The following is a 17,420-nucleotide window of genomic DNA, read 5'->3' as shown; positions in this document are numbered from 1 at the left end:
CCCCGTCTCAGGCATGACCGCCGTCTACGACAACAAAGCCCTGAGCCGGTTTGAACTTGAAGCCGAAGGCGGCGTTGCTTTCGCAAAGTACCGCCTTGCGCCCGGTATGGTCGTGATCACTCACACAGAAGTGCCACGCGAACTGCGTGGCCGTGGCATCGCCTCGACGTTGGTGAAGGGCGCGCTGACGCTGATCCGGGCTGAGGGCCTCAAGGTCGCAGCCCGCTGCGAGTTCGTGGCCGCTTATCTCGACAAGCATCCGGAAGAAGCCGACCGAGTGGAATGAGGCCGCGTCTAACGCATGCGTTCGCAGCCTCATCAAAACGCACGCCTTTCTCTTATCGAGACGACGTGTCCATCAGCGGACCGTCCAGATGCGCTCTTCTATCCCATCAGTGCTTCATGTCGGGCGGCAACTTGCCACCGTTAGCTGCCAGTTGAGCCATCATCTGCTTATGCAGCCAGACGTTCATCGCCGCGGAATCGTTGGTGTCGCCCGGGTATTTCAGGTCCTTCGCCAGTTCCTTGCGAGCACTCAGGCTGGAGTCGACATCAAGCGCCTTCATCAGATCAACGATCGAGGTCCGCCATGCCAGCTTTTCCTTCTTGGCGGTGACGGCTTTGTCGAGAATGGCCGCGACATCGACGCCCTTCGATGCCGAGCCCTCCGACGAGGGCGCAGCACCGCTACCCGCCTCACCTGTCGGTGTTGCCGCTTCGGCGTGCGTGCCGAAGACGGCGCTCATGATCTTTCCAAATATGCTCATTGTGCCGCTCCCAATTGCTTCAGTCTTTGAACCAAATTCGCGGCGGAACCTCGCGTCTATTTCCGCCGGATCGCCAAAAGAGTAACCGGCTCACTGTGGCTTGCCAATGCGGACATGCTGGCAGCGCATTCGGCACCAGTTGTATTCAAACCTGCACGCTCCGCTGCAACAACAAAAACGGCAGGCAGTCGAACCAACGTGTGCCGGCATGCCGGTCACCCGGCGCAGAGTGACATCAAAATTCACTCAACCGTGAGCAACTAAAATCGCAGATCGGAATTAGAATGGTCTTACAGGTCGCGGCAAGACCAGGTTGCTTGCCCTTGCGTCTGGTCTTGATCGTGATCGTTTCCGAAGGGGCGAACTCGCGCCTTCCGGCGGCCAGAGATCGACCCGCGAAAGGGAGACAACGAACATGGCCACTTATCCTGTTGACATTACGTCACACTCGGGAATGGCCGGCGCAGACAGACCTGTGGTCCGTCACATCGGCTTACCCGACCTCCTCGATGCGTTGAGGTTGGGCTGGGAAGACTTCAAGGCGGTTCCCAGCCACGCCATCGTCCTTTGCGTTATCTATCCCATAATTGGCATTGTTTTAGCGCGAATAGCGCTTGGCTACTCGGTCCTGCCGCTCCTGTTTCCGGTCGCCGCCGGTTTTGCCCTGATTGGGCCATTTGCGGCGCTAGGACTTTATGAACTGAGCTATCGCCGCGAGCTCGGCCAAGAAGCCTCCGCCTGGCACGCGTTCGGAGTGCTACGGGCGCCGTCGTTTGGATCGATGCTTGGACTGGGCGGCTTGCTCCTGGTCATTTTCTTCGTGTGGGTGGCAGTGGCTCACGCGATCTACGTGTCCACCTTCGGTAACACTCCGGCAGCGGCAATGCCCGATTTCTTCACGCAGGTCTTCGCCACGTCCGAGGGCTGGCGCATGATCATGATCGGCGTCGGCGTCGGGTTCCTGTTCGCGGCCGTCGCGCTGTGCATCAGCATTGTGTCGTTCCCGCTAATGCTTCATCAACACGCCGACATGAGCGACGCCATGCTGACGTCAATGCGCGTGGTTGCGAAGAATCCGATCGCAGCTGCGGAATGGGGTCTGATCGTTGTTGTCCTGCTGACGCTCGGGTCGATTCCCTTCTTCCTCGGCCTCACGATCGTCATGCCGTTGCTGGGTCATGCGACGTGGCATCTCTATCGTAAAGCGATCGAGAGCCCTTTAACCTCGTCAGCACACGAGCCTCCGGAAACGGAGAAAGAAAAACGCTACGCGGCCGATTTTCCGTCCGTCTTGTTGCCCCCATACGGGCGCAAGCACCGGTTCTTCGATAGTTCGGATTGACGGAAAGACGCTCGTTCTCGCAAGGCTGTCTCGGTGTCGGGAGCTTTTGAACTGGCTCGCTGGCCAACCGAGGCAGCCGCTGCGTTCCACAGTCAGCATTCCTGGCAGACCAAGTCCGGACGTGAATACCGTCCACGCGTTGCAAGTGCCGGATCAGCATCCATTTCTGTTCCAGATCCAAGGCGGATCATACAAGGAAACGAGAGTGTCGTCGCCGCTACTCGCGCTAACGCGTTCCTTTTGGCTTGAAAACGCGCTACCCCTCGTCCCATGACACAGTTTGAATCCTCCCGCGCTACGGTCCATATCGTCGGCGCCGGCCTGGCCGGTTCGGAAGCCGCTTGGCAGGTCGCGAGTCAGGGCGTTCAAGTGATGCTGCACGAGATGCGACCGCACCGAATGACCGCGGCGCACCGGACCGACGGGCTGGCGGAGCTGGTCTGTTCAAATTCGTTCCGGTCCGATGATGCTTCCAACAACGCGGTCGGACTCTTACATGCCGAGATGCGCCAGCTAGGGTCGCTGATCATGCGCTGCGCCGATGCTAATCAGGTTCCGGCAGGCGGCGCGCTCGCAGTGGATCGCGATGGCTTTTCCGCTGCGGTCACCGAAGCCCTTGACGCCCATCCGCTGATCGAGATCGACCGTGCCGAAATCGATAGCTTGCCGCCCGCGGACTGGAGCAACGTCATCGTCGCCACGGGTCCCCTCACCTCGGCCCCTCTCGCCGCCGCGATCCGCGCATTGACCGACGAATCCGCGCTCGCCTTTTTCGACGCAATCGCGCCAATCGTTCATCGCGACTCCATCGATATGTCGAAAGCCTGGTTCCAGTCTCGTTATGACAAGGCTGGTCCGGGCGGCAGCGGCGCCGATTACATCAATTGTCCGCTGACCGAAGCGCAGTATCACGCCTTTGTGGACGCGCTGCTTGAGGGCGAGAAGGTCGACTTCAAAGACTGGGAAACCGATACCCCCTACTTCGACGGCTGCCTGCCGATCGAGATCATGGCCGAACGCGGCCGCGAAACTCTGCGCTACGGTCCGATGAAGCCGGTAGGCCTTACCAATCCGCACGATCCCACCACCAAGCCCTACGCCGTCGTCCAGCTGCGCCAGGACAACAGACTGGGCACGCTTTACAATATCGTTGGCTTTCAGACCAAACTGAAACATGGCGCGCAGACTCGCATCTTCCGTACCATTTCTGGTCTTGAAGGCGCGGAGTTTGCCCGCCTCGGCGGCTTGCATCGCAACACATTTCTGAACTCGCCGAAGCTCCTTGACACCCAGCTACGGCTGCGTGCCGAGCCGCGGCTGCGCTTTGCGGGACAAATGACCGGCTGCGAAGGTTACGTGGAATCCGCCGCTATCGGACTCATAGCCGGACTCTATGCCGCCGCGGATGCGCGGACACATACGTTTGAAGCCCCGCCGCAGACCACAGCGTTGGGTGCTCTGCTCGGCCACATCACGGGCGGCCATATCGAGACCATTGACGCGGGACCACGCTCGTTCCAGCCAATGAACATCAATTTCGGATTGTTTCCCCCGCTCGCTAGTCCACCAAACAAAAAGCCGGACGGCACTCGTTTGCGCGGCAACGAAAAGGCAATCGCAAAAAAACAGGCGATCTGCGCGCGCGCGCTGTCGGACCTCGATCGCTGGATCGCGAATGCACTTCGTCCGGCAGCAGCGGCATAGGTTCAACACGCCATCTCCAGGATCATTCATGTCACTTCCAAAGCAGGACGCAGCATTCCTGTCCACGAGCTGGACTGAAGGAGTCCTGCTGAAGCGCGACGTGTTTTCGACCGTGGAGCGCGGGCGGCTTCGGACAGCCTCCGGCGAGATCAACGCGGTGCTGCGGCGCCTTGATCAGGTGCCCTGGTGGTCGCACCTTGTGGCGAGGCATTTGTTCGAGCGGGAACGTAAGGCGCTGACACTCGCTCGCGATCTCGGCGTCGGTCCAAAACTTTTGTGGAGCGGCCGCAGCGCATTGGTACGAGACTTCATCGATGGCGTGGCGCTGCATCTCGCCAGACCCCACGGTGACCTATCCTACTTCCGATCGGCCAAGGCAGCGCTGCGCAAGTTGCATCGCGCCGGCATATGTCACAATGATCTTGCCAAGGAACAGAACTGGCTGCGCGGCAACGAAGGCAACGCCTATCTGACGGACTTCCAGCTCGCCGCGTGCTTCAAACGACGATCACGCCTGTTTCGCATCGCTGCTTACGAAGACCTGCGGCACCTTCTCAAACACAAACGCACTTATGCGCCCGACGCCCTGACGCCACGCGAGCGTAAGTTACTTGAGCGAAAGTCGGTCATTGCGCGCATTTGGCTGATGACCGGCAAAAAGGTCTACCAAGCCGTCACGCGCGGCCTGTTCAGTTTCACCGACCGCGAAGGCGGGGGCCGACGTCTTGTCAACGATGCTCCTGTGCTGGTCGCGCGCATCAGGGAAAATCCTGCGGTCCGTGATGCCGCCATTGTTGCCTTCGCGGACCGCCGCAGCGGTGTCGGACTTTACGCCTTTGTCGAGGCAGACCTGCCCGGGCTCGAAGCGCGGTTGCGTTCCAAGCTCGCCGCTGCAAACGAGCCGAAACCCCCCGAGCACATCCAGGTCGTTTCGCGCCTTCCACGCGGTGCCGGCGGCAAAGTGCGTACCGAAATCCTGCAACTCATCGCAATGAATCAGATCGATCTGATTGAGCCGTTGATCACTAGTCCGGAAGATCGTGAATTCTTCCGCGACATCCTGGGTAGCCGGAAAAACCTTCGAGACCGCTTCAACTTCGAATCGACCGACCGGGCGTTGCCGTCCTGACCTCGTTCAACCGCGAAACGGCCGAGTGCGCGATGCCCGCCACATGGTCCACAAGATACGCAGCCGCGATACGGGCCGCGGCACAAAGGGATTGATGTCAGGGCCGGTGACATCGTTCAGCGCGCGACGCGCAAGCGCGAGTGGAAGATAGACACCCCGAGACTGCGGCGGCAGATTGGGCAGTAGACCCAGCGCCACCTCCAGATGCGATCGTGCTTCATCGGCCAGTTTGCCAATGGCCACGCGAAGTGAAGACGTGTCCCGGCCCGCGAACATCTGTTCCAGATCGACGCCGTGCTGCTCCAGCAACGGCAGCGGCACATACGACTGCCGCCGCGAAACGTCAAAACCGAACTTGGCGATAACCCGCGCTATACCGTCCGCGAGACCAGCGTGTCGCGCCAGATGATCCGCCTCCTCCGATCGGTGTCCGACGACGCGCGAGGCGAGCGAAAACAGCGCGCACGATGTATCGCCGAGGTATCGTTCTAACGCCGTCATGTCCGGCATCGGATCGTTGTAAAGATCGAACTGATGCGCTTCGATCAGTCGCGACAACAGCTCGACCGGCAGACCATGATCCCGGATCGCTAGCAAAAGTTCTGCCGCGACTGGATTACCTTCAACGCCCCCATGTCCAGTGCTGCTAACCATATCGATCCACCATTGCAGGCGGATTTCGCCCGGCAACGGCTGGGTGATCTGCTCTCGTACCCTGACGATCTCCACGTTGAAAGCATAGAGAGCCAGCAGAGCACGACGACACCGGAGCGGTGCGAACAAAGTCGTCGCATAGTTGTCGAAGTCATGAGTTCGCACGAGTTCCGCACAAAACGCCGCGGACGTGTTCTGCGTTGTACCGTTCATGACACCACAATCATGCGCGCTAGAGTTTTTCACCTATAGGGAGCTCATCAACATGACGCTTGCCACTATACGGCGATCACGCCGTCAGGAGCTGCCTTGATTTAGCGTTTGTCATGGAACGGCTATCAGCGCCGTCAGGCGCTGCCGATGGCGGGAGGAAATCATGGAACGGCTATCAGCGCCGCCGCGACTCTGCGCCGTTCGCCCAGCATGATGTTGTAAGTCCGGATCGCCGGTCCCGTGAGCATGGTGTCCACTCCGATGTTAACGCGGCGCAGGGCTGTGCGCAGCTCGGTGGGAACAAGCCAGACCTCTGTCCCGGTACCGATTAACAGCGTATCGATTAGAGGCGAGCCCGCAAACACACGCGCCAGCGCATGACGGTCGATGTCATCCGCGCGCGTTACGGGCCACGCCCAGACGCCGTCCGGCAGGCAAAGCAGCGATCCGCGATGCGACATGGTGTCGAAGCGAAAGCCACCGTTGCCATAAGCCTCGATGACGGCCGGCCGCGGAAGATGCGGCACGCCCGGCGGGTCGGCACTCACGGCTTTGCTGGCTTCTGCGATTTAGCCGGCTTCTCGGGTTTGGCCGGCTTCTCCTCGACATCGGCACGGCTCTCACCGACGCCAAGGTAGATCAAAATCGGAGCCGCGATAAAGATCGAGGTGTAGGTGCCGACCAGCACCACGCCGAAGGTCATCACCGCGGTGAAGCTGTGGATGGCCGGTCCGCCGAACAGCAGCAAAGCGACCAGCGCCAAGGTCACCGTGACGTGAGTGATGATCGAGCGCGAAAGCGTCGAGTTGATCGACGCGTTGAGCAGTTCGGGCATCGGCATTTTCTTATAACGCCGCAGCATTTCGCGGATCCGGTCGTAAATAACGACGGTGTCGTTGAGCGAGTAGCCGAGGATTGTCAAAAGCGCCGCGATGCTTGTGAGGTCGAAGTCGACCTGCGAAATCGACATAAAGCCGATGGTCAGCACGATGTCATGGACGTTCGCGACCATGGCTCCGAGCGCAAACTGCCACTCAAACCGGAACCAGAGATACATCAGGATGCCGAGGATCGCCAGCATCAGGCCGACCATGCCGTAGGCAAGGAGTTCGCCGGACACGCGCGGCCCGACCACCTCGACTCTGCGATAGTTGACGCTGTCGCCCAGCGCGCCGCGCACCTTCTGCACCGCAGCCTGCTGTGCGGCGTCTCCGCCCGGCTGCTCTGCGACGCGGATCAGAACTTCCGTCGGGCCGCCGAACTGTTGAAGCTGGACATCGCCGAGGCCGAGACCGTTCAGCGTCGAGCGCATCGCCGCGATGTCAACCTCGCCCGTCTTGGCTTGCACCTCGAGCAGCGTGCCGCCCTTGAAGTCGATGCCGAAATTCAAGCCATGCGTGAAGAACAACGTGATCGCGACGATCGAAAGCACGGCGGAAATCGGAAAGCTGATGCGGCGGAAGCGCGTGAAATCGAAACGCGTGTCGTCGGGAACGATCCGCAGCGAAGGCAGCAGGCCGAAGCAACTGACGATGGTCAGTACGACGATGAGGGCACCGAGCCCGATTAAGATCCATTGGGTCACAGCCGGCTCCGGGTCATCAGATCGGCACGGTTTGCGGTCGCTTCCAGCGCACCCAGGTCGCGACGATCAGCCGGGTCACCTCGAATGCAGTGAACACCGTTGTAATGATGCCGATGCCGAGCGTTACGGCGAACCCGCGCACCGGGCCGGTGCCGATATAAAACAACACGGCGGCAGCGATGAACGTCGTGATGTTGGAATCCAGAATCGTTGCCAGCGCTCGCTTGAAGCCGGCGTCGATGGCTGAAATAGCAGTACGACCGCCCCGGATTTCTTCACGGATGCGTTCGTAGATCAACACGTTGGAATCGACCGCGATGCCCACGGTCAGCACGATGCCGGCAATGCCGGGCAGCGTCAGTGTCGCGTTCAGCAACGATAGCACGCCGAAGATCATGGCGACGTTGATGGCGACGGCGATGTTGGCAAATACCCCGAACAGCCGATAAGTCAGCAGCATAAACAGGATCACCATGATCGATCCGACATAGGCGGCGAGTTCGCCCTTTTCGATCGAATCCTGTCCGAGGCCGGGTCCGACTGTGCGCTCCTCGATGATTGTCAGCGGCGCCGGCAACGCGCCGGCACGTAGCAGGATCGCAAGATCGTTGGCCTCCTGCACCGTAAAATTCCCGGAAATCTGACCGGAGCCGCCGGTGATCGGTTCGCGGATGACCGGTGCCGAAATCACCTCATTGTCGAGGATGATGGCGAACGGCTGTCCGACGTTTTCGGTTGTCGCCTGGGCGAATTTTCGCGCGCCGTTGCTGTTGAAGCGGAAAGTCACGATCGGCTCGCCGGTACGCGAATCGAATCCTGGCTGAGCATCAGTCAAATCGCCGCCGGAGACGAGCACCTGCTTCTTGATGACGTAAGGCGTCTTGGGCGCCTGCGAACTCATCAACACGTCGGAATCGGCAGGCACCCGGCCCTGCACGGCCTGATCGGGAGAAACGCTCGAATCGACCATGCGGAAGTCCATCTTGGCGGTCTTGCCGAGGATTTCCTTTAGCCGCGTCGGGTCCTGCAATCCCGGCACCTGTACCAGAATGCGGTCGGCGCCCTGACGCTGGATCAGGGGCTCAACGGTGCCGAGTTCGTTGACGCGCTTCTCGATGATCTGAATCGATTGTTCAACCGACTGGCGGATGCGGTCAGTGATAGCAGCCTGCGGCACCGTCAGGCGGATCAGCCCGCCGTCCGCGCTGCTGACTTCGAGACTACGCTGGCCGTTCGAGCCGAGCAGACCTCCAAGCGGCTGCGATAACTCACGCAACTTGCCTAGCGCGGTCTGGAATTCCTCCTCTTTGCTGATACGGACCTCGACGGCGCCATTCTTGGCGGCAAGGCCGGTATAAGCGATCCGTGCGTCGCGTAGCGCCTTGCGGGCGTCATCGCGAACCTGATCAAGCTTCTCTTTTTTGACGTAGTTGGAATCGACCTCAAGCAGCAGATATGAACCGCCCTGAAGATCGAGTCCGAGCACGATGTGGCGTTGCGCCCATTTCGGCCATGTCTTGACCTGTGCCTCGGGAAAGAAGTTAGGCACGGCGCACAGGCAGATCGCGAGAGCGGTCATGATGATCGCCAGCGCCTTCCACCGTGTAAAATACAACATCGAGATAACTCGTCAGATTCGAGGAATGATCGCCTGGACCACCTAGCTCGCCGCGGCGTCGTCCTTGGAGCCATCTCCTTTAGCGGCGCCCTTTGCCGATTCACCTTTTGTCGGCTCGCCCTTGGCCGGCTCGCCCTTGGCGCGGACAATCGAAATCATCTGCCGCATCTGCCGCACCCGGACGCCGTCCGCGATCTCGAACTCGATCTGGTCGTCATCCACCACTTTGGTGACCTTTCCGACGAGACCGCTTGACGTGATGACGGTGTCACCTCGACGGATATTTTTCACCAATTCGTTGTGCTCTTTCGCCTTCTTTTGCTGGGGCCGGATGATCAGAAAATACATAATGATGAAGATCAGCGCGAAGGGCAGCAGCGACATCAACAAGTTGTTGGTGTCGGTGGCGCCGGCGGCCTGGGCAAAGGCAGGGGTAATAAACATTCGGGCTATTCCTTGGGAGCAAACCGGCACGAGCACAGAGTCAGGCCGATCAAGGGCAAATTCGCGCGGACTATAACGGCCACGGTCCCAATTGCAACGCCACCAGACCCTTGATCGGGCCTCATTATTCCGCTGCTTGCAGGAGCCAGGTCACCTCGCTAAGGGTGTGCGCTCAGGAAAGGCAAAGATGGCAAAAAAGTCTCGGAAAACAAGCCTTCGAAAAACCCCTCTTAAGGTACCAGGAGATCACTCCGGTCGTCGGGGGGGCGCGACAAAAGGTCGGAAAGCGGCCGTTGCGTCCGATGCCGCGGACCGGATCGCCTGTGCTCTCGAAGTGATCGCCGCCGCCACGACTGCCGCCGCTGAACGGACCGACAATCACGCTGCAATGACGCGCGCCGACGCATTCGTCTGGCATCCTGACGGACGATTGATGCCGGTTTCGCGAGTCAGCCGCGTCGATCTTGGCCTGCTCAAGAGCATCGACCGAGTGCGCGACATCCTGATGGAGAACACTGTTCGCTTTGCCAAGGGCCTGCCAGCGAACAACGCCCTGCTCTGGGGAGCGCGCGGCATGGGCAAGTCGTCGCTGGTGAAGGCGGCACATGCCAGTGTCAATGCCGAAGTCGGCGGCCTGCTCAAGCTGATCGAAATTCACCGTGAGGACATCGAAAGCCTGCCCAGCCTGATGGAACTGCTTCGCTCATCTGAGTTTCGTTTCATCGTATTTTGCGACGATCTGTCGTTCGACGGCAATGACGCTTCGTACAAGTCGCTGAAGGCCGCGCTCGAGGGCGGCATCGAAGGACGCCCCGGCAACGTCATCCTGTATGCGACATCAAACCGTCGTCACCTGCTGTCGCGCGACATGATCGAGAACGAGCGATCGACCGCGATCAATCCCGGCGAGGCCGTCGAGGAAAAGGTCTCACTATCTGACCGCTTCGGCCTTTGGCTCGGCTTTCATCAATGTAGCCAGGATGACTATCTCGCGATGGTGCGCGGATATTGCTCCCACTTCGGCATCAGGCTCGACGATGCTGAACTGAAACGAGAGGCGCTGGAATGGTCGGCCACGCGCGGATCGCGTTCCGGCCGCGTTGCCTGGCAGTTCACGCAGGAGCTCGCAGGCCGGCTTGGCGTGCGGATCGCGACGTAATCGACCTGCTGCAAATTCACAGCGCCGCCAGCAGCTCCGCGCAGACGGCGCAACCGACAACGACCAGCCAGGGCGGCGTTCGCCACACGAGCAACAACACAAAGGCAACCACAGCCAGTCCGAAGTCTCCCTTGGACAGAATGCCCGAAGTCCAGACCGGATTGTAAAAGGCGGCCAGCAAAAGGCCGACGACCGCGGCGTTGATGCCGCGCAGCATCGCCCTCGTCGCGGTCCGCCGCCGCAATGCGTCCCAGAACGGCATCACGCCGATGACGAGCAGGAAGGACGGCAGGAAGATCGCAACAAGACACAGCGCAGCCGTTTTCCAGCCGCCGATCGCCGCGCCGAGATAGGCGGAAAACGTGAAAAGCGGCCCCGGCACGGCTTGCGCAGCGCCATAGCCCGCCAGGAACGCATCGTTACTCACCCATCCCGGCGGCACCACCTGCGCCTGGAGCAGCGGCAGCACCACATGTCCGCCGCCGAACACAAGCGAACCGGTGCGGAAAAAGGTATCGAAGAGCCGCAAGTCCGCATTGCCGGAGACGGCCGACACGACAGGCAATCCCACGAGCAAAATGACGAATACCGCCAGCGCGAATATTGCAATCGCCCTGTTCGTCCGCGGTGTTGCACCGAAGTGATCCGCCGGTACGGCCTCGCGCTTCAACACGGTCATGCCGGCGATCGCACCGACAACGATCGCGCCGATCTGCCCCCAGACTGAATCGATCACCAGCGCCGTGACGGCTGCCAACGCCGCGACGCTGGCGCGCTCGCGATCGGGCGTCAGCGTTCGCGCCATGCCGAGAATCGCGAGCGCCACCACTGCGACGGCGGCCACCTTAAGGCCGTGCAGCCACCCGCTGCCCAACGCGCTCCCGAACAAGGATATGCTGTAGGCGAATGTAACCAGTGCCAGAGCCGACGGCAGCGTGAACGCCGTCCACGCCGCGACCGCTCCGGCGTAACCGGCGCGCGCCAGACCGATGGCTATGCCGACCTGGCTGGATGCAGGGCCCGGCAGGAACTGGCACAGCGCGATAAGATCGGCGAAGTCCTTTTCTTCAAGCCATTTCCGCTTGATCACGAATTCATCGCGGAAGTAGCCGAGATGAGCAACGGGACCGCCGAACGCTGTCAGGCCGAGCTTCAAAAATGCCGCAAATACCTCGACCGCGCGCCGCTCCCCACGCACATGGGACGTCATGCGATAGGAGCTGCCATGAGCATTGATTCCCACAAGTTCAATGGTCCCCGGCCCGACACCCTTCGTGCGCCAAATCCGTCTCGGTTGACGTCATCCTGAACCTATACTGCCGTAAGCGTTATATTTATCCGGAATTCACGATTCGATCGCGCAAACATCGTTGCAGCGAGTATCAAAACGGAGTTGGCCGCGAAGCGGACTTCGCGGCCAACTCAGGTGTATAATAATCTAGGCTAACGGAACCGCTGAGAATCTCATGCCCCATTAAGGAAGTTCAGTGGGTCAACCGGTGTCGATCCCTTTCGGATCTCAAAGTGAAGCTGCGGCGACCCCGCTTCGCCCGACTGACCCGATTTGGCAATGACCTGTCCGCGCTTGATGGAATCTCCGCGCTTCACCAGCACGTCACTCGCATGGGCATATGCGGTCACGTAGCCGTTGGAATGCCGAACCAGAACCAGGTTGCCATAGCCCTTAAGTTCGTTGCCGGCATAAGCAACGACGCCATCCTCGGCAGCCTTTACCGGTGTGCCCTCGGGTACGGCGACGTTGATGCCGTCATTGGATTTACCGTTGGTCCGGGCGCCATAGGCCGTGATCACGCGGCCACGCACCGGCCAGCGGAATGTCGGCAAAGCGCCGGTTGCCTCTGCGTCTTTCACCGCATGTTTGACCACGGCTGCTTCGGGTGTCGCCGTCGCAACCGCGAGGTTGACCTTCTGCACCGGACCAGCGGGCGCAGCAGCCGCGTGAACTGCCGGCATAGGCGCAGGTGTAGCAAGGGGTGCAGTCGGAACGGCAACAGGCTGCGTGGACGCCACAGCAACCTTCGTCGGCACCGTGATCTTCATGCCGGTCGTCAGTTTCGCGCCCGATTGTAATCCGTTCGCGCGAGCAAGCTCTCCGACGGAAACGTGATTGCGGCGCGCGATGCTCATCAGCGTGTCGCCGCGATTGACGTAGTGGGTACCGGACGCAGCCATAGCGCCCACAGGCTTCGCGGCCGGAGCAGTTTGGGTCTCCGCCACTGACGCGCGCTTCGGAATGATCAGCCGCTGGCCAGGTTGCAACCGGCGAGGACCGTGGTAGCCGTTGGCCTTCAGGATTTCAGCAGTGGATACGCCATATCGGCGCGACAATCCTTCCAGCGTATCGCTGGTGCCGACAATGATCGGGGTGCTGCCGCTATGATTCCAGCCGTCCCGCGCTGTGACAGCACTGGCGGGCTCGATCGGGTGCACGGGAGCTGAATGCGAAACGACGCTGCGTTCATTGCCCGATGCAACCGGATAGGATTTTGGCGTCGATATCGGAGGCAGCGGTTGGGATTGGTATTGCGCGCGCGAATACTGCGGCAACTCGTTGCGTTGAATTGGAGCCACGGGAGCGGCGGGCGCCGCAGGCACCGCGCCGGTCGTGTCACGCTGCCATCCGAAATTTGATTGCTGGGGGTCGATTTGAGCGAGGCGCGAGGACATGTCCGCGCTGCATCCGGCAAAACCGATGGACACCAGCGCCAGCACCGCTACTTGCGGTACGCGACGCGAGTAAAGCAACTCGACGACACGGGACATGTTACTCACTCATACGCAACTTGATACAAATTGAGTAAACACCCCCGGCAGTAAACAAGCCTTTAACCCTGACACGCCGCGGCCTTCAAAATTAACATCGCTGGAACAATGTGTTGCGGCAGCCGCCGGACGGGGGGCCGGGTTAGAGTTCGCGGGCGATACCTGGCAGCGCCGGCACGAAGCGGACGTCGATCAGCTCCTTGCGGATAATTCCGGCGGCGGCACGTCGCAGGAGGATCAGTGTCTGCCGTCCGTTCTGCGGACCGACAGGTGCTATCAAAAGCCCCTCCGGCTCAAGCCGGGTCGTCAGCGCCTCTGGAATCTGCTCCATTGCCGCAGTCACCATGATGCGGTCGAACTGCCCTGCTCCGGCAGGAATGTCGAAGCCATCCCCCAGCAGAACTTCTATATTATCGTAACCGAGTTGCTCCAGCCGGACACGGGCGCGATCCGCGAGCACCCGATATCGTTCGATAGTCACGACCTCGCGGCAAAGGCGCGACAGGATAGCGGTCTGATAGCCTGAGCCGGTGCCGATCTCCAGCACCCGGTCATCGTCACGTAATTCCAGCCGCTCGGTCATGTAGGCGACAACGAAAGGCTGGCTGATGGTTTGCCCGCAGGCGATGCCGAGCGCGGTATCGCACCAGGCATCCTCGCGATCGTCCTGTTCGACGAAAGCATCGCGCGGGACGTTATCCATCGCGCGAAGCACGCGCTGATCGCTAATACCGCGTCGCCGCAGGTTTAGCTGAAACATCATCTTTTCGGGCGGCAAACGATCCGCGGGGGGCATGGGCGAACTCTCAAGCGCTGGCGCTTCGCCGAACGATTACCACGATAAGTTGACGCAATCTGCGCAGATCACCCGCCGGGTCAATCCGGCGGGACAAGTATTTGTTCCGGCGGAAACAGCCCGCGCGACGGCTCAGGCCGTCCTGCCCGGGCGCGACAACGGCACGGATTGCGTTCGTCCGCATAATTTGCGACCCTGCGTTGGCCGAAAGATCGAGATTTCTACCATGGTATCAACAAGGCCGCCCGGCGGCTCGGTATTCCTCGTCGAAGACGAGGTGATGATCCGTATGATGGTTGCGGATATGCTGGAGGAACTCGGCTATAGCATCGCCGCCGAAGCGGGCGACATCGAGCAAGCTCTGGAGCTCGCGCATACCACAAACTTCGACGTCGCGATTCTCGACGTCAACGTCAACGGGAAGCTGATTTCGCCCGTGGCCGAGGTTATCGCGGGCCGCAACCGGCCCTTCATCTTCGCAACGGGCTATGGCACGCAAGGGCTTCCGCCCGAATATCGCAACCGTCCATCCTTGCAGAAACCCTTCCAGATGGATGGTCTTGCCGCCGTGATCCAGCGCACGCTCAAGGGCAGCGCCGCGGCCTGAGCCAGCCGAACAAGGCGGCGAATGGCCGCTTTGAAGTCGGGCGTCTTTATCTTCTGCAAGCGACAAGACACCAAGCAAGTCTACTTGAAGCGCGCCTTCAGGATTTCGCCGAATGCATCGTCGGTGCGGTCCAACCGCAGCGGCGTCACCGAAACGCATTGCGCCGCGATCGCCGCGAGATCGGTGCCCGACGCGGGCGTATCCACGGCGTCGACCTTCTCGAATCCGATCCAGAAGTACGGATTGCCGCGGCCGTCGCGCCGTTCATGGATCTTGAGAAAACCGAGATTGCGCTTCCCCATCCGCGTCACCAGCACCCCAGCCACCTCCTCCGGCGCGCAGGCCGGAAAATTGACGTTGACCACCGTGTTCTTCGGGATGCCGATATCGATCACCTTGCGGAGGATCTGCGGCGCGAACGTAAGCGCGGTTTCCCACACCGGCCTGTCGCCGGTCTCCAGGCTGAACTCCTGCGACAGCGCGAAAGACGGCAGCCCAAGCATCGTGCCCTCCAGCGCTCCCGCGATGGTGCCGGAATACACCACGTCCTCGGCGAGGTTGCGGCCGCGATTGACGCCGGACAGCACGAGATCCGGCCCTTTGTCGCCGAGAATGTGCCGCGATCCCATGATCACGCAATCGGTCGGCGTGCCCTTCACCGCGAAATGGCGAGGTCCGAGTTCGCGCAGCCGCAGCGGATCGTTGAGCGTCAGCGAATGCGAGACGCCGGACTGATCGTGCTCGGGTGCGACCACCCAGACATCGTCGGACAGCTCCTTTGCGATCTGCTCGATGATCTCGAGGCCCGGCGCGTGGATGCCATCATCATTGGTACAGAGAATCCGCATTCGTGAGAGTGCCTCTTTCGGCCGCCGCGAGAGCGTTTTCGAGCGAAGTGGATAGCGGTTCGCGTGAAGAAAACGCGCCAAATCAAAACCATAGAGCCCCGCTTCTGTTCTATCAGAAGCGGAAAGGCTCTAGCCGTTCGGGGACATCTCATATCCGGCCCGGCCGAGGCTGGCAAACTCGCCGTCCCGGCAAATCCGAGAGCCAAAGGTCCCGCTCACTACATGCCTTTAGCAATCACCTTCAGGCCGCCCATGTAAGGCTGCAAGACATCGGGCACGGCGATGGAGCCATCGGCCTGCTGATAGGTTTCCATTACCGCGATCAGCGCGCGGCCGACGGCGGTGCCTGAGCCGTTGAGCGTATGCACGAAGCGCGGCTTGCCGTCGCTTGCGCGATAACGCGCGTCCATGCGCCGCGCCTGGAAATCGCCGCACACCGAACAGGACGAAATCTCGCGATAGGCGCCGCCCTCCCCCTGCCCCGGCATCCACACCTCAATGTCGTAGGTCTTCTGCGAAGCGAATCCCATGTCGCCGGTGCACAACGTCATCACGCGGTAGTGCAGATCGAGCCGCCGCAGCACTTCTTCCGCGCATGACAACATCCGCTCGTGTTCGTCCTTCGATACCTCGGGCGTGGTAATCGACACCAGCTCCACCTTGGTGAACTGATGCTGGCGGATCATGCCGCGCGTATCGCGCCCCGCCGCGCCCGCTTCCGCGCGGAAGCATGGCGTCAATGCGGTGAAGCGCAGCGGCAGTTCTTTTTCATCGAGAATGGAGTCGCGGACGAGGTTTGTGAGTGAGACCTCTGCGGTGGGGATGAGCCAATGCGTCGAACGATCCGAAATCCATCTATCGAGAACTTCAGCCTGATACTCTGGAAAATGAGCGGCTAGGATTTCTGACATCCTCTCGGCAACCGTTTCGATTGATGCACTTTCCCCAAGGCTCCGTTCGACTTCAGTTGCCAAGCGAGGAAGCTCCTCTATCGTACCCTTTATAGCTTGCTCAGCCAAGGCGCTGACGGCTTCAGCCAAATCACCGGCAGTTGTCAAAAACTGATCCTCTCGAAACTTCGGCAATTGCGCCGTGCCGAACATCGCAGCGTCACGTACCAGCAGCGGCGGGTTGACCTCGGTGTAACCGTGCTCGCCGGTGTGGACGTCGAGGAAGAATTGTCCGATGGCGCGTTCGAGCCGCGCCAGTCCCCGCTTCAGCACCACGAAGCGCGAGCCCGACAGTTTCGCCGCCGCCTCGAAATCCATGTCGCCGAGCGCGCCGCCGAGGTCGTCGTGCGGTTTCGGCGTAAACGCATAGTCGCGTTTTTTTCCGAAGATGTGATGCTGCACGTTGCCGTGCTCGTCCGTGCCGTCGGGCACCTCGTCGAGCGGAAGGTTCGGAATTTGCGCAAGCTCCTTGCGGAGCTCCTCATCCGCCGCCTTCGCCGCCGCTTCCATCTGCGGCATGTTGGTCTTGAGTTCGGCGACCTCCGCCATCAGCTTCGCGGCACGCGCGTCGTCCTTGGCCTTCTTGGCCTCGCCGATTTCCTTCGAAGCCGCGTTGCGGCGCGCCTGCGCCTGCTCCGACTCCAGAATTGCCGCGCGGCGTTTTTCATCGATCGCGAGCAGCGACGACGACAGCGGCTCAAGCCCTCGCCGCTTCAGCGCGGCGTCGAACGCTTGCGGGTTGTCGCGGATCGCTTTGATGTCGTGCATGGAAGATCGGCCCCGGAAAGAAAGCGGTTGAAGTCCACGAAGGTCTTTGCCC

General features: G+C 60.8%; 17 protein-coding genes. 6 read left to right on the top strand and 11 right to left on the bottom strand.

All coding sequences use genetic code 11. From position 1 onward, the window contains the following. Positions 1-13 precede the first annotated feature (13 nt). The gene (locus AC1RT6_RS02840) at positions 14-286 is read left to right on the top strand and encodes a GNAT family N-acetyltransferase (RefSeq protein WP_079446889.1); all 273 of its coding nucleotides are present in this window, start codon (positions 14-16) and stop codon (positions 284-286) included. A 106-nt stretch (positions 287-392) separates the two neighbouring features. Here the strand turns inward: AC1RT6_RS02840 and AC1RT6_RS02835 are convergent, their stop codons facing one another. Then, a complete protein-coding gene (locus tag AC1RT6_RS02835; protein ID WP_079446890.1) occupies positions 393-767 on the bottom strand; it encodes a DUF3597 domain-containing protein in 375 nt (124 codons plus the stop codon). 415 nt (positions 768-1,182) lie between these two features. On the opposite strand from AC1RT6_RS02835, the gene AC1RT6_RS02830 reads away from it, so the two are divergent. The 3 genes from AC1RT6_RS02830 (at position 1,183) to AC1RT6_RS02820 (ending at position 4,942) form a co-directional block, all read left to right on the top strand. Next, complete coding sequence (locus tag AC1RT6_RS02830) at positions 1,183-2,109, top strand: DUF2189 domain-containing protein (protein ID WP_079446891.1); 927 nt, start codon at positions 1,183-1,185, stop codon at positions 2,107-2,109. 270 nt (positions 2,110-2,379) lie between these two features. Next, positions 2,380-3,813, top strand: coding sequence for a methylenetetrahydrofolate--tRNA-(uracil(54)-C(5))-methyltransferase (FADH(2)-oxidizing) TrmFO (trmFO, locus tag AC1RT6_RS02825; protein WP_079446892.1), 1,434 nt, complete (start codon positions 2,380-2,382; stop codon positions 3,811-3,813). A gap of 28 nt (positions 3,814-3,841) precedes the next feature. Further along, positions 3,842-4,942, top strand: coding sequence for a serine/threonine protein kinase (locus AC1RT6_RS02820; RefSeq protein ID WP_493029042.1), 1,101 nt, complete (start codon positions 3,842-3,844; stop codon positions 4,940-4,942). A 6-nt stretch (positions 4,943-4,948) separates the two neighbouring features. On the opposite strand, the gene AC1RT6_RS02815 is transcribed toward AC1RT6_RS02820, so the two are convergent. The 5 genes from AC1RT6_RS02815 to yajC all read right to left on the bottom strand — a co-directional run bounded on the left by AC1RT6_RS02815 (position 4,949) and on the right by yajC (position 9,456). Then, positions 4,949-5,809 carry a phytoene/squalene synthase family protein gene (locus AC1RT6_RS02815; protein ID WP_079446893.1) on the bottom strand — a complete coding sequence of 287 codons (861 nt, stop codon included), beginning with the start codon at positions 5,807-5,809 and terminating at the stop codon, positions 4,949-4,951. 161 nt (positions 5,810-5,970) lie between these two features. Continuing rightward, the gene (locus AC1RT6_RS02810) at positions 5,971-6,357 is read right to left on the bottom strand and encodes an Mth938-like domain-containing protein (protein ID WP_079446894.1); all 387 of its coding nucleotides are present in this window, start codon (positions 6,355-6,357) and stop codon (positions 5,971-5,973) included. Further along, positions 6,354-7,394 carry a protein translocase subunit SecF gene (secF, locus tag AC1RT6_RS02805; RefSeq protein ID WP_079446895.1) on the bottom strand — a complete coding sequence of 347 codons (1,041 nt, stop codon included), beginning with the start codon at positions 7,392-7,394 and terminating at the stop codon, positions 6,354-6,356. The genes AC1RT6_RS02810 and secF overlap by 4 nt, the downstream gene beginning before the upstream one ends. A 16-nt stretch (positions 7,395-7,410) precedes the next feature. Further along, entirely contained in the window at positions 7,411-9,012 is a 1,602-nt protein-coding gene (secD, locus tag AC1RT6_RS02800; protein WP_493029039.1) for a protein translocase subunit SecD, read from the bottom strand. A 42-nt stretch (positions 9,013-9,054) separates the two neighbouring features. Next, entirely contained in the window at positions 9,055-9,456 is a 402-nt protein-coding gene (yajC, locus tag AC1RT6_RS02795) for a preprotein translocase subunit YajC (RefSeq protein WP_079446897.1), read from the bottom strand. A 187-nt stretch (positions 9,457-9,643) separates the two neighbouring features. Here yajC and AC1RT6_RS02790 point away from each other — a divergent pair, with 187 nt between their 5' ends. Then, on the top strand, positions 9,644-10,615 hold the full coding sequence (locus AC1RT6_RS02790; RefSeq protein ID WP_079447035.1) for an ATP-binding protein: 972 nt from the start codon (positions 9,644-9,646) through the stop codon (positions 10,613-10,615). A gap of 16 nt (positions 10,616-10,631) precedes the next feature. Here AC1RT6_RS02790 and chrA read toward each other — a convergent pair whose 3' ends face one another. The 3 genes from chrA to AC1RT6_RS02775 all read right to left on the bottom strand — a co-directional run bounded on the left by chrA (position 10,632) and on the right by AC1RT6_RS02775 (position 14,195). Continuing rightward, the gene (chrA, locus tag AC1RT6_RS02785; RefSeq protein ID WP_472791523.1) at positions 10,632-11,825 is read right to left on the bottom strand and encodes a chromate efflux transporter; all 1,194 of its coding nucleotides are present in this window, start codon (positions 11,823-11,825) and stop codon (positions 10,632-10,634) included. A gap of 254 nt (positions 11,826-12,079) precedes the next feature. Beyond that, positions 12,080-13,399 (bottom strand): peptidoglycan DD-metalloendopeptidase family protein, encoded by a 1,320-nt coding sequence (locus tag AC1RT6_RS02780; protein ID WP_472789927.1) that lies wholly within the window; start codon positions 13,397-13,399, stop codon positions 12,080-12,082. A gap of 142 nt (positions 13,400-13,541) precedes the next feature. Further along, complete coding sequence (locus AC1RT6_RS02775; RefSeq protein ID WP_079446899.1) at positions 13,542-14,195, bottom strand: protein-L-isoaspartate(D-aspartate) O-methyltransferase; 654 nt, start codon at positions 14,193-14,195, stop codon at positions 13,542-13,544. Between the two features lie 226 nt (positions 14,196-14,421). Between AC1RT6_RS02775 and AC1RT6_RS02770 the strand changes: the two genes are divergently transcribed. Then, positions 14,422-14,802: a response regulator gene (locus tag AC1RT6_RS02770; protein WP_079446901.1), complete on the top strand. Its 381-nt coding sequence runs from the start codon at positions 14,422-14,424 to the stop codon at positions 14,800-14,802. Positions 14,803-14,882: 80 nt separating this feature from the next. Here AC1RT6_RS02770 and surE read toward each other — a convergent pair whose 3' ends face one another. Together surE and serS are read right to left on the bottom strand one after the other, a co-directional pair. Then, a complete protein-coding gene (gene surE / locus AC1RT6_RS02765) occupies positions 14,883-15,650 on the bottom strand; it encodes a 5'/3'-nucleotidase SurE (RefSeq protein WP_472791524.1) in 768 nt (255 codons plus the stop codon). 218 nt (positions 15,651-15,868) lie between these two features. Next, positions 15,869-17,368 carry a serine--tRNA ligase gene (gene serS, locus AC1RT6_RS02760; protein WP_079446902.1) on the bottom strand — a complete coding sequence of 500 codons (1,500 nt, stop codon included), beginning with the start codon at positions 17,366-17,368 and terminating at the stop codon, positions 15,869-15,871. Between the last annotated feature and the right edge of the window lie 52 nt (positions 17,369-17,420).

It is taken from the genome of Nitrobacter sp. MLSD-S21 (assembly GCF_058809865.1).
The sequence above is the reverse complement of the archived record's forward strand: the minus strand, read 5'-3'. Positions and strand labels throughout refer to the sequence as shown.

Excerpts from the sequence above, each read along its gene's own strand:
- AC1RT6_RS02835 (WP_079446890.1), bottom strand. The coding sequence starts at position 767 with ATGAGCATATTTGGAAAGATCATGAGCGCCGTCTTCGGCACGCACGCC.
- surE (WP_472791524.1), bottom strand. The coding sequence starts at position 15,650 with ATGCGGATTCTCTGTACCAATGATGATGGCATCCACGCGCCGGGCCTC.
- chrA (WP_472791523.1), bottom strand. The coding sequence starts at position 11,825 with ATGACGTCCCATGTGCGTGGGGAGCGGCGCGCGGTCGAGGTATTTGCG.
- AC1RT6_RS02815 (WP_079446893.1), bottom strand. The coding sequence starts at position 5,809 with ATGAACGGTACAACGCAGAACACGTCCGCGGCGTTTTGTGCGGAACTC.
- AC1RT6_RS02830 (WP_079446891.1), top strand. The coding sequence starts at position 1,183 with ATGGCCACTTATCCTGTTGACATTACGTCACACTCGGGAATGGCCGGC.
- secD (WP_493029039.1), bottom strand. The coding sequence starts at position 9,012 with ATGTTGTATTTTACACGGTGGAAGGCGCTGGCGATCATCATGACCGCT.
- AC1RT6_RS02840 (WP_079446889.1), top strand. The coding sequence starts at position 14 with ATGACCGCCGTCTACGACAACAAAGCCCTGAGCCGGTTTGAACTTGAA.
- serS (WP_079446902.1), bottom strand. The coding sequence starts at position 17,368 with ATGCACGACATCAAAGCGATCCGCGACAACCCGCAAGCGTTCGACGCC.
- AC1RT6_RS02820 (WP_493029042.1), top strand. The coding sequence starts at position 3,842 with ATGTCACTTCCAAAGCAGGACGCAGCATTCCTGTCCACGAGCTGGACT.
- yajC (WP_079446897.1), bottom strand. The coding sequence starts at position 9,456 with ATGTTTATTACCCCTGCCTTTGCCCAGGCCGCCGGCGCCACCGACACC.
- AC1RT6_RS02770 (WP_079446901.1), top strand. The coding sequence starts at position 14,422 with ATGGTATCAACAAGGCCGCCCGGCGGCTCGGTATTCCTCGTCGAAGAC.
- AC1RT6_RS02775 (WP_079446899.1), bottom strand. The coding sequence starts at position 14,195 with ATGCCCCCCGCGGATCGTTTGCCGCCCGAAAAGATGATGTTTCAGCTA.
- trmFO (WP_079446892.1), top strand. The coding sequence starts at position 2,380 with ATGACACAGTTTGAATCCTCCCGCGCTACGGTCCATATCGTCGGCGCC.
- AC1RT6_RS02780 (WP_472789927.1), bottom strand. The coding sequence starts at position 13,399 with ATGTCCCGTGTCGTCGAGTTGCTTTACTCGCGTCGCGTACCGCAAGTA.
- AC1RT6_RS02790 (WP_079447035.1), top strand. The coding sequence starts at position 9,644 with ATGGCAAAAAAGTCTCGGAAAACAAGCCTTCGAAAAACCCCTCTTAAG.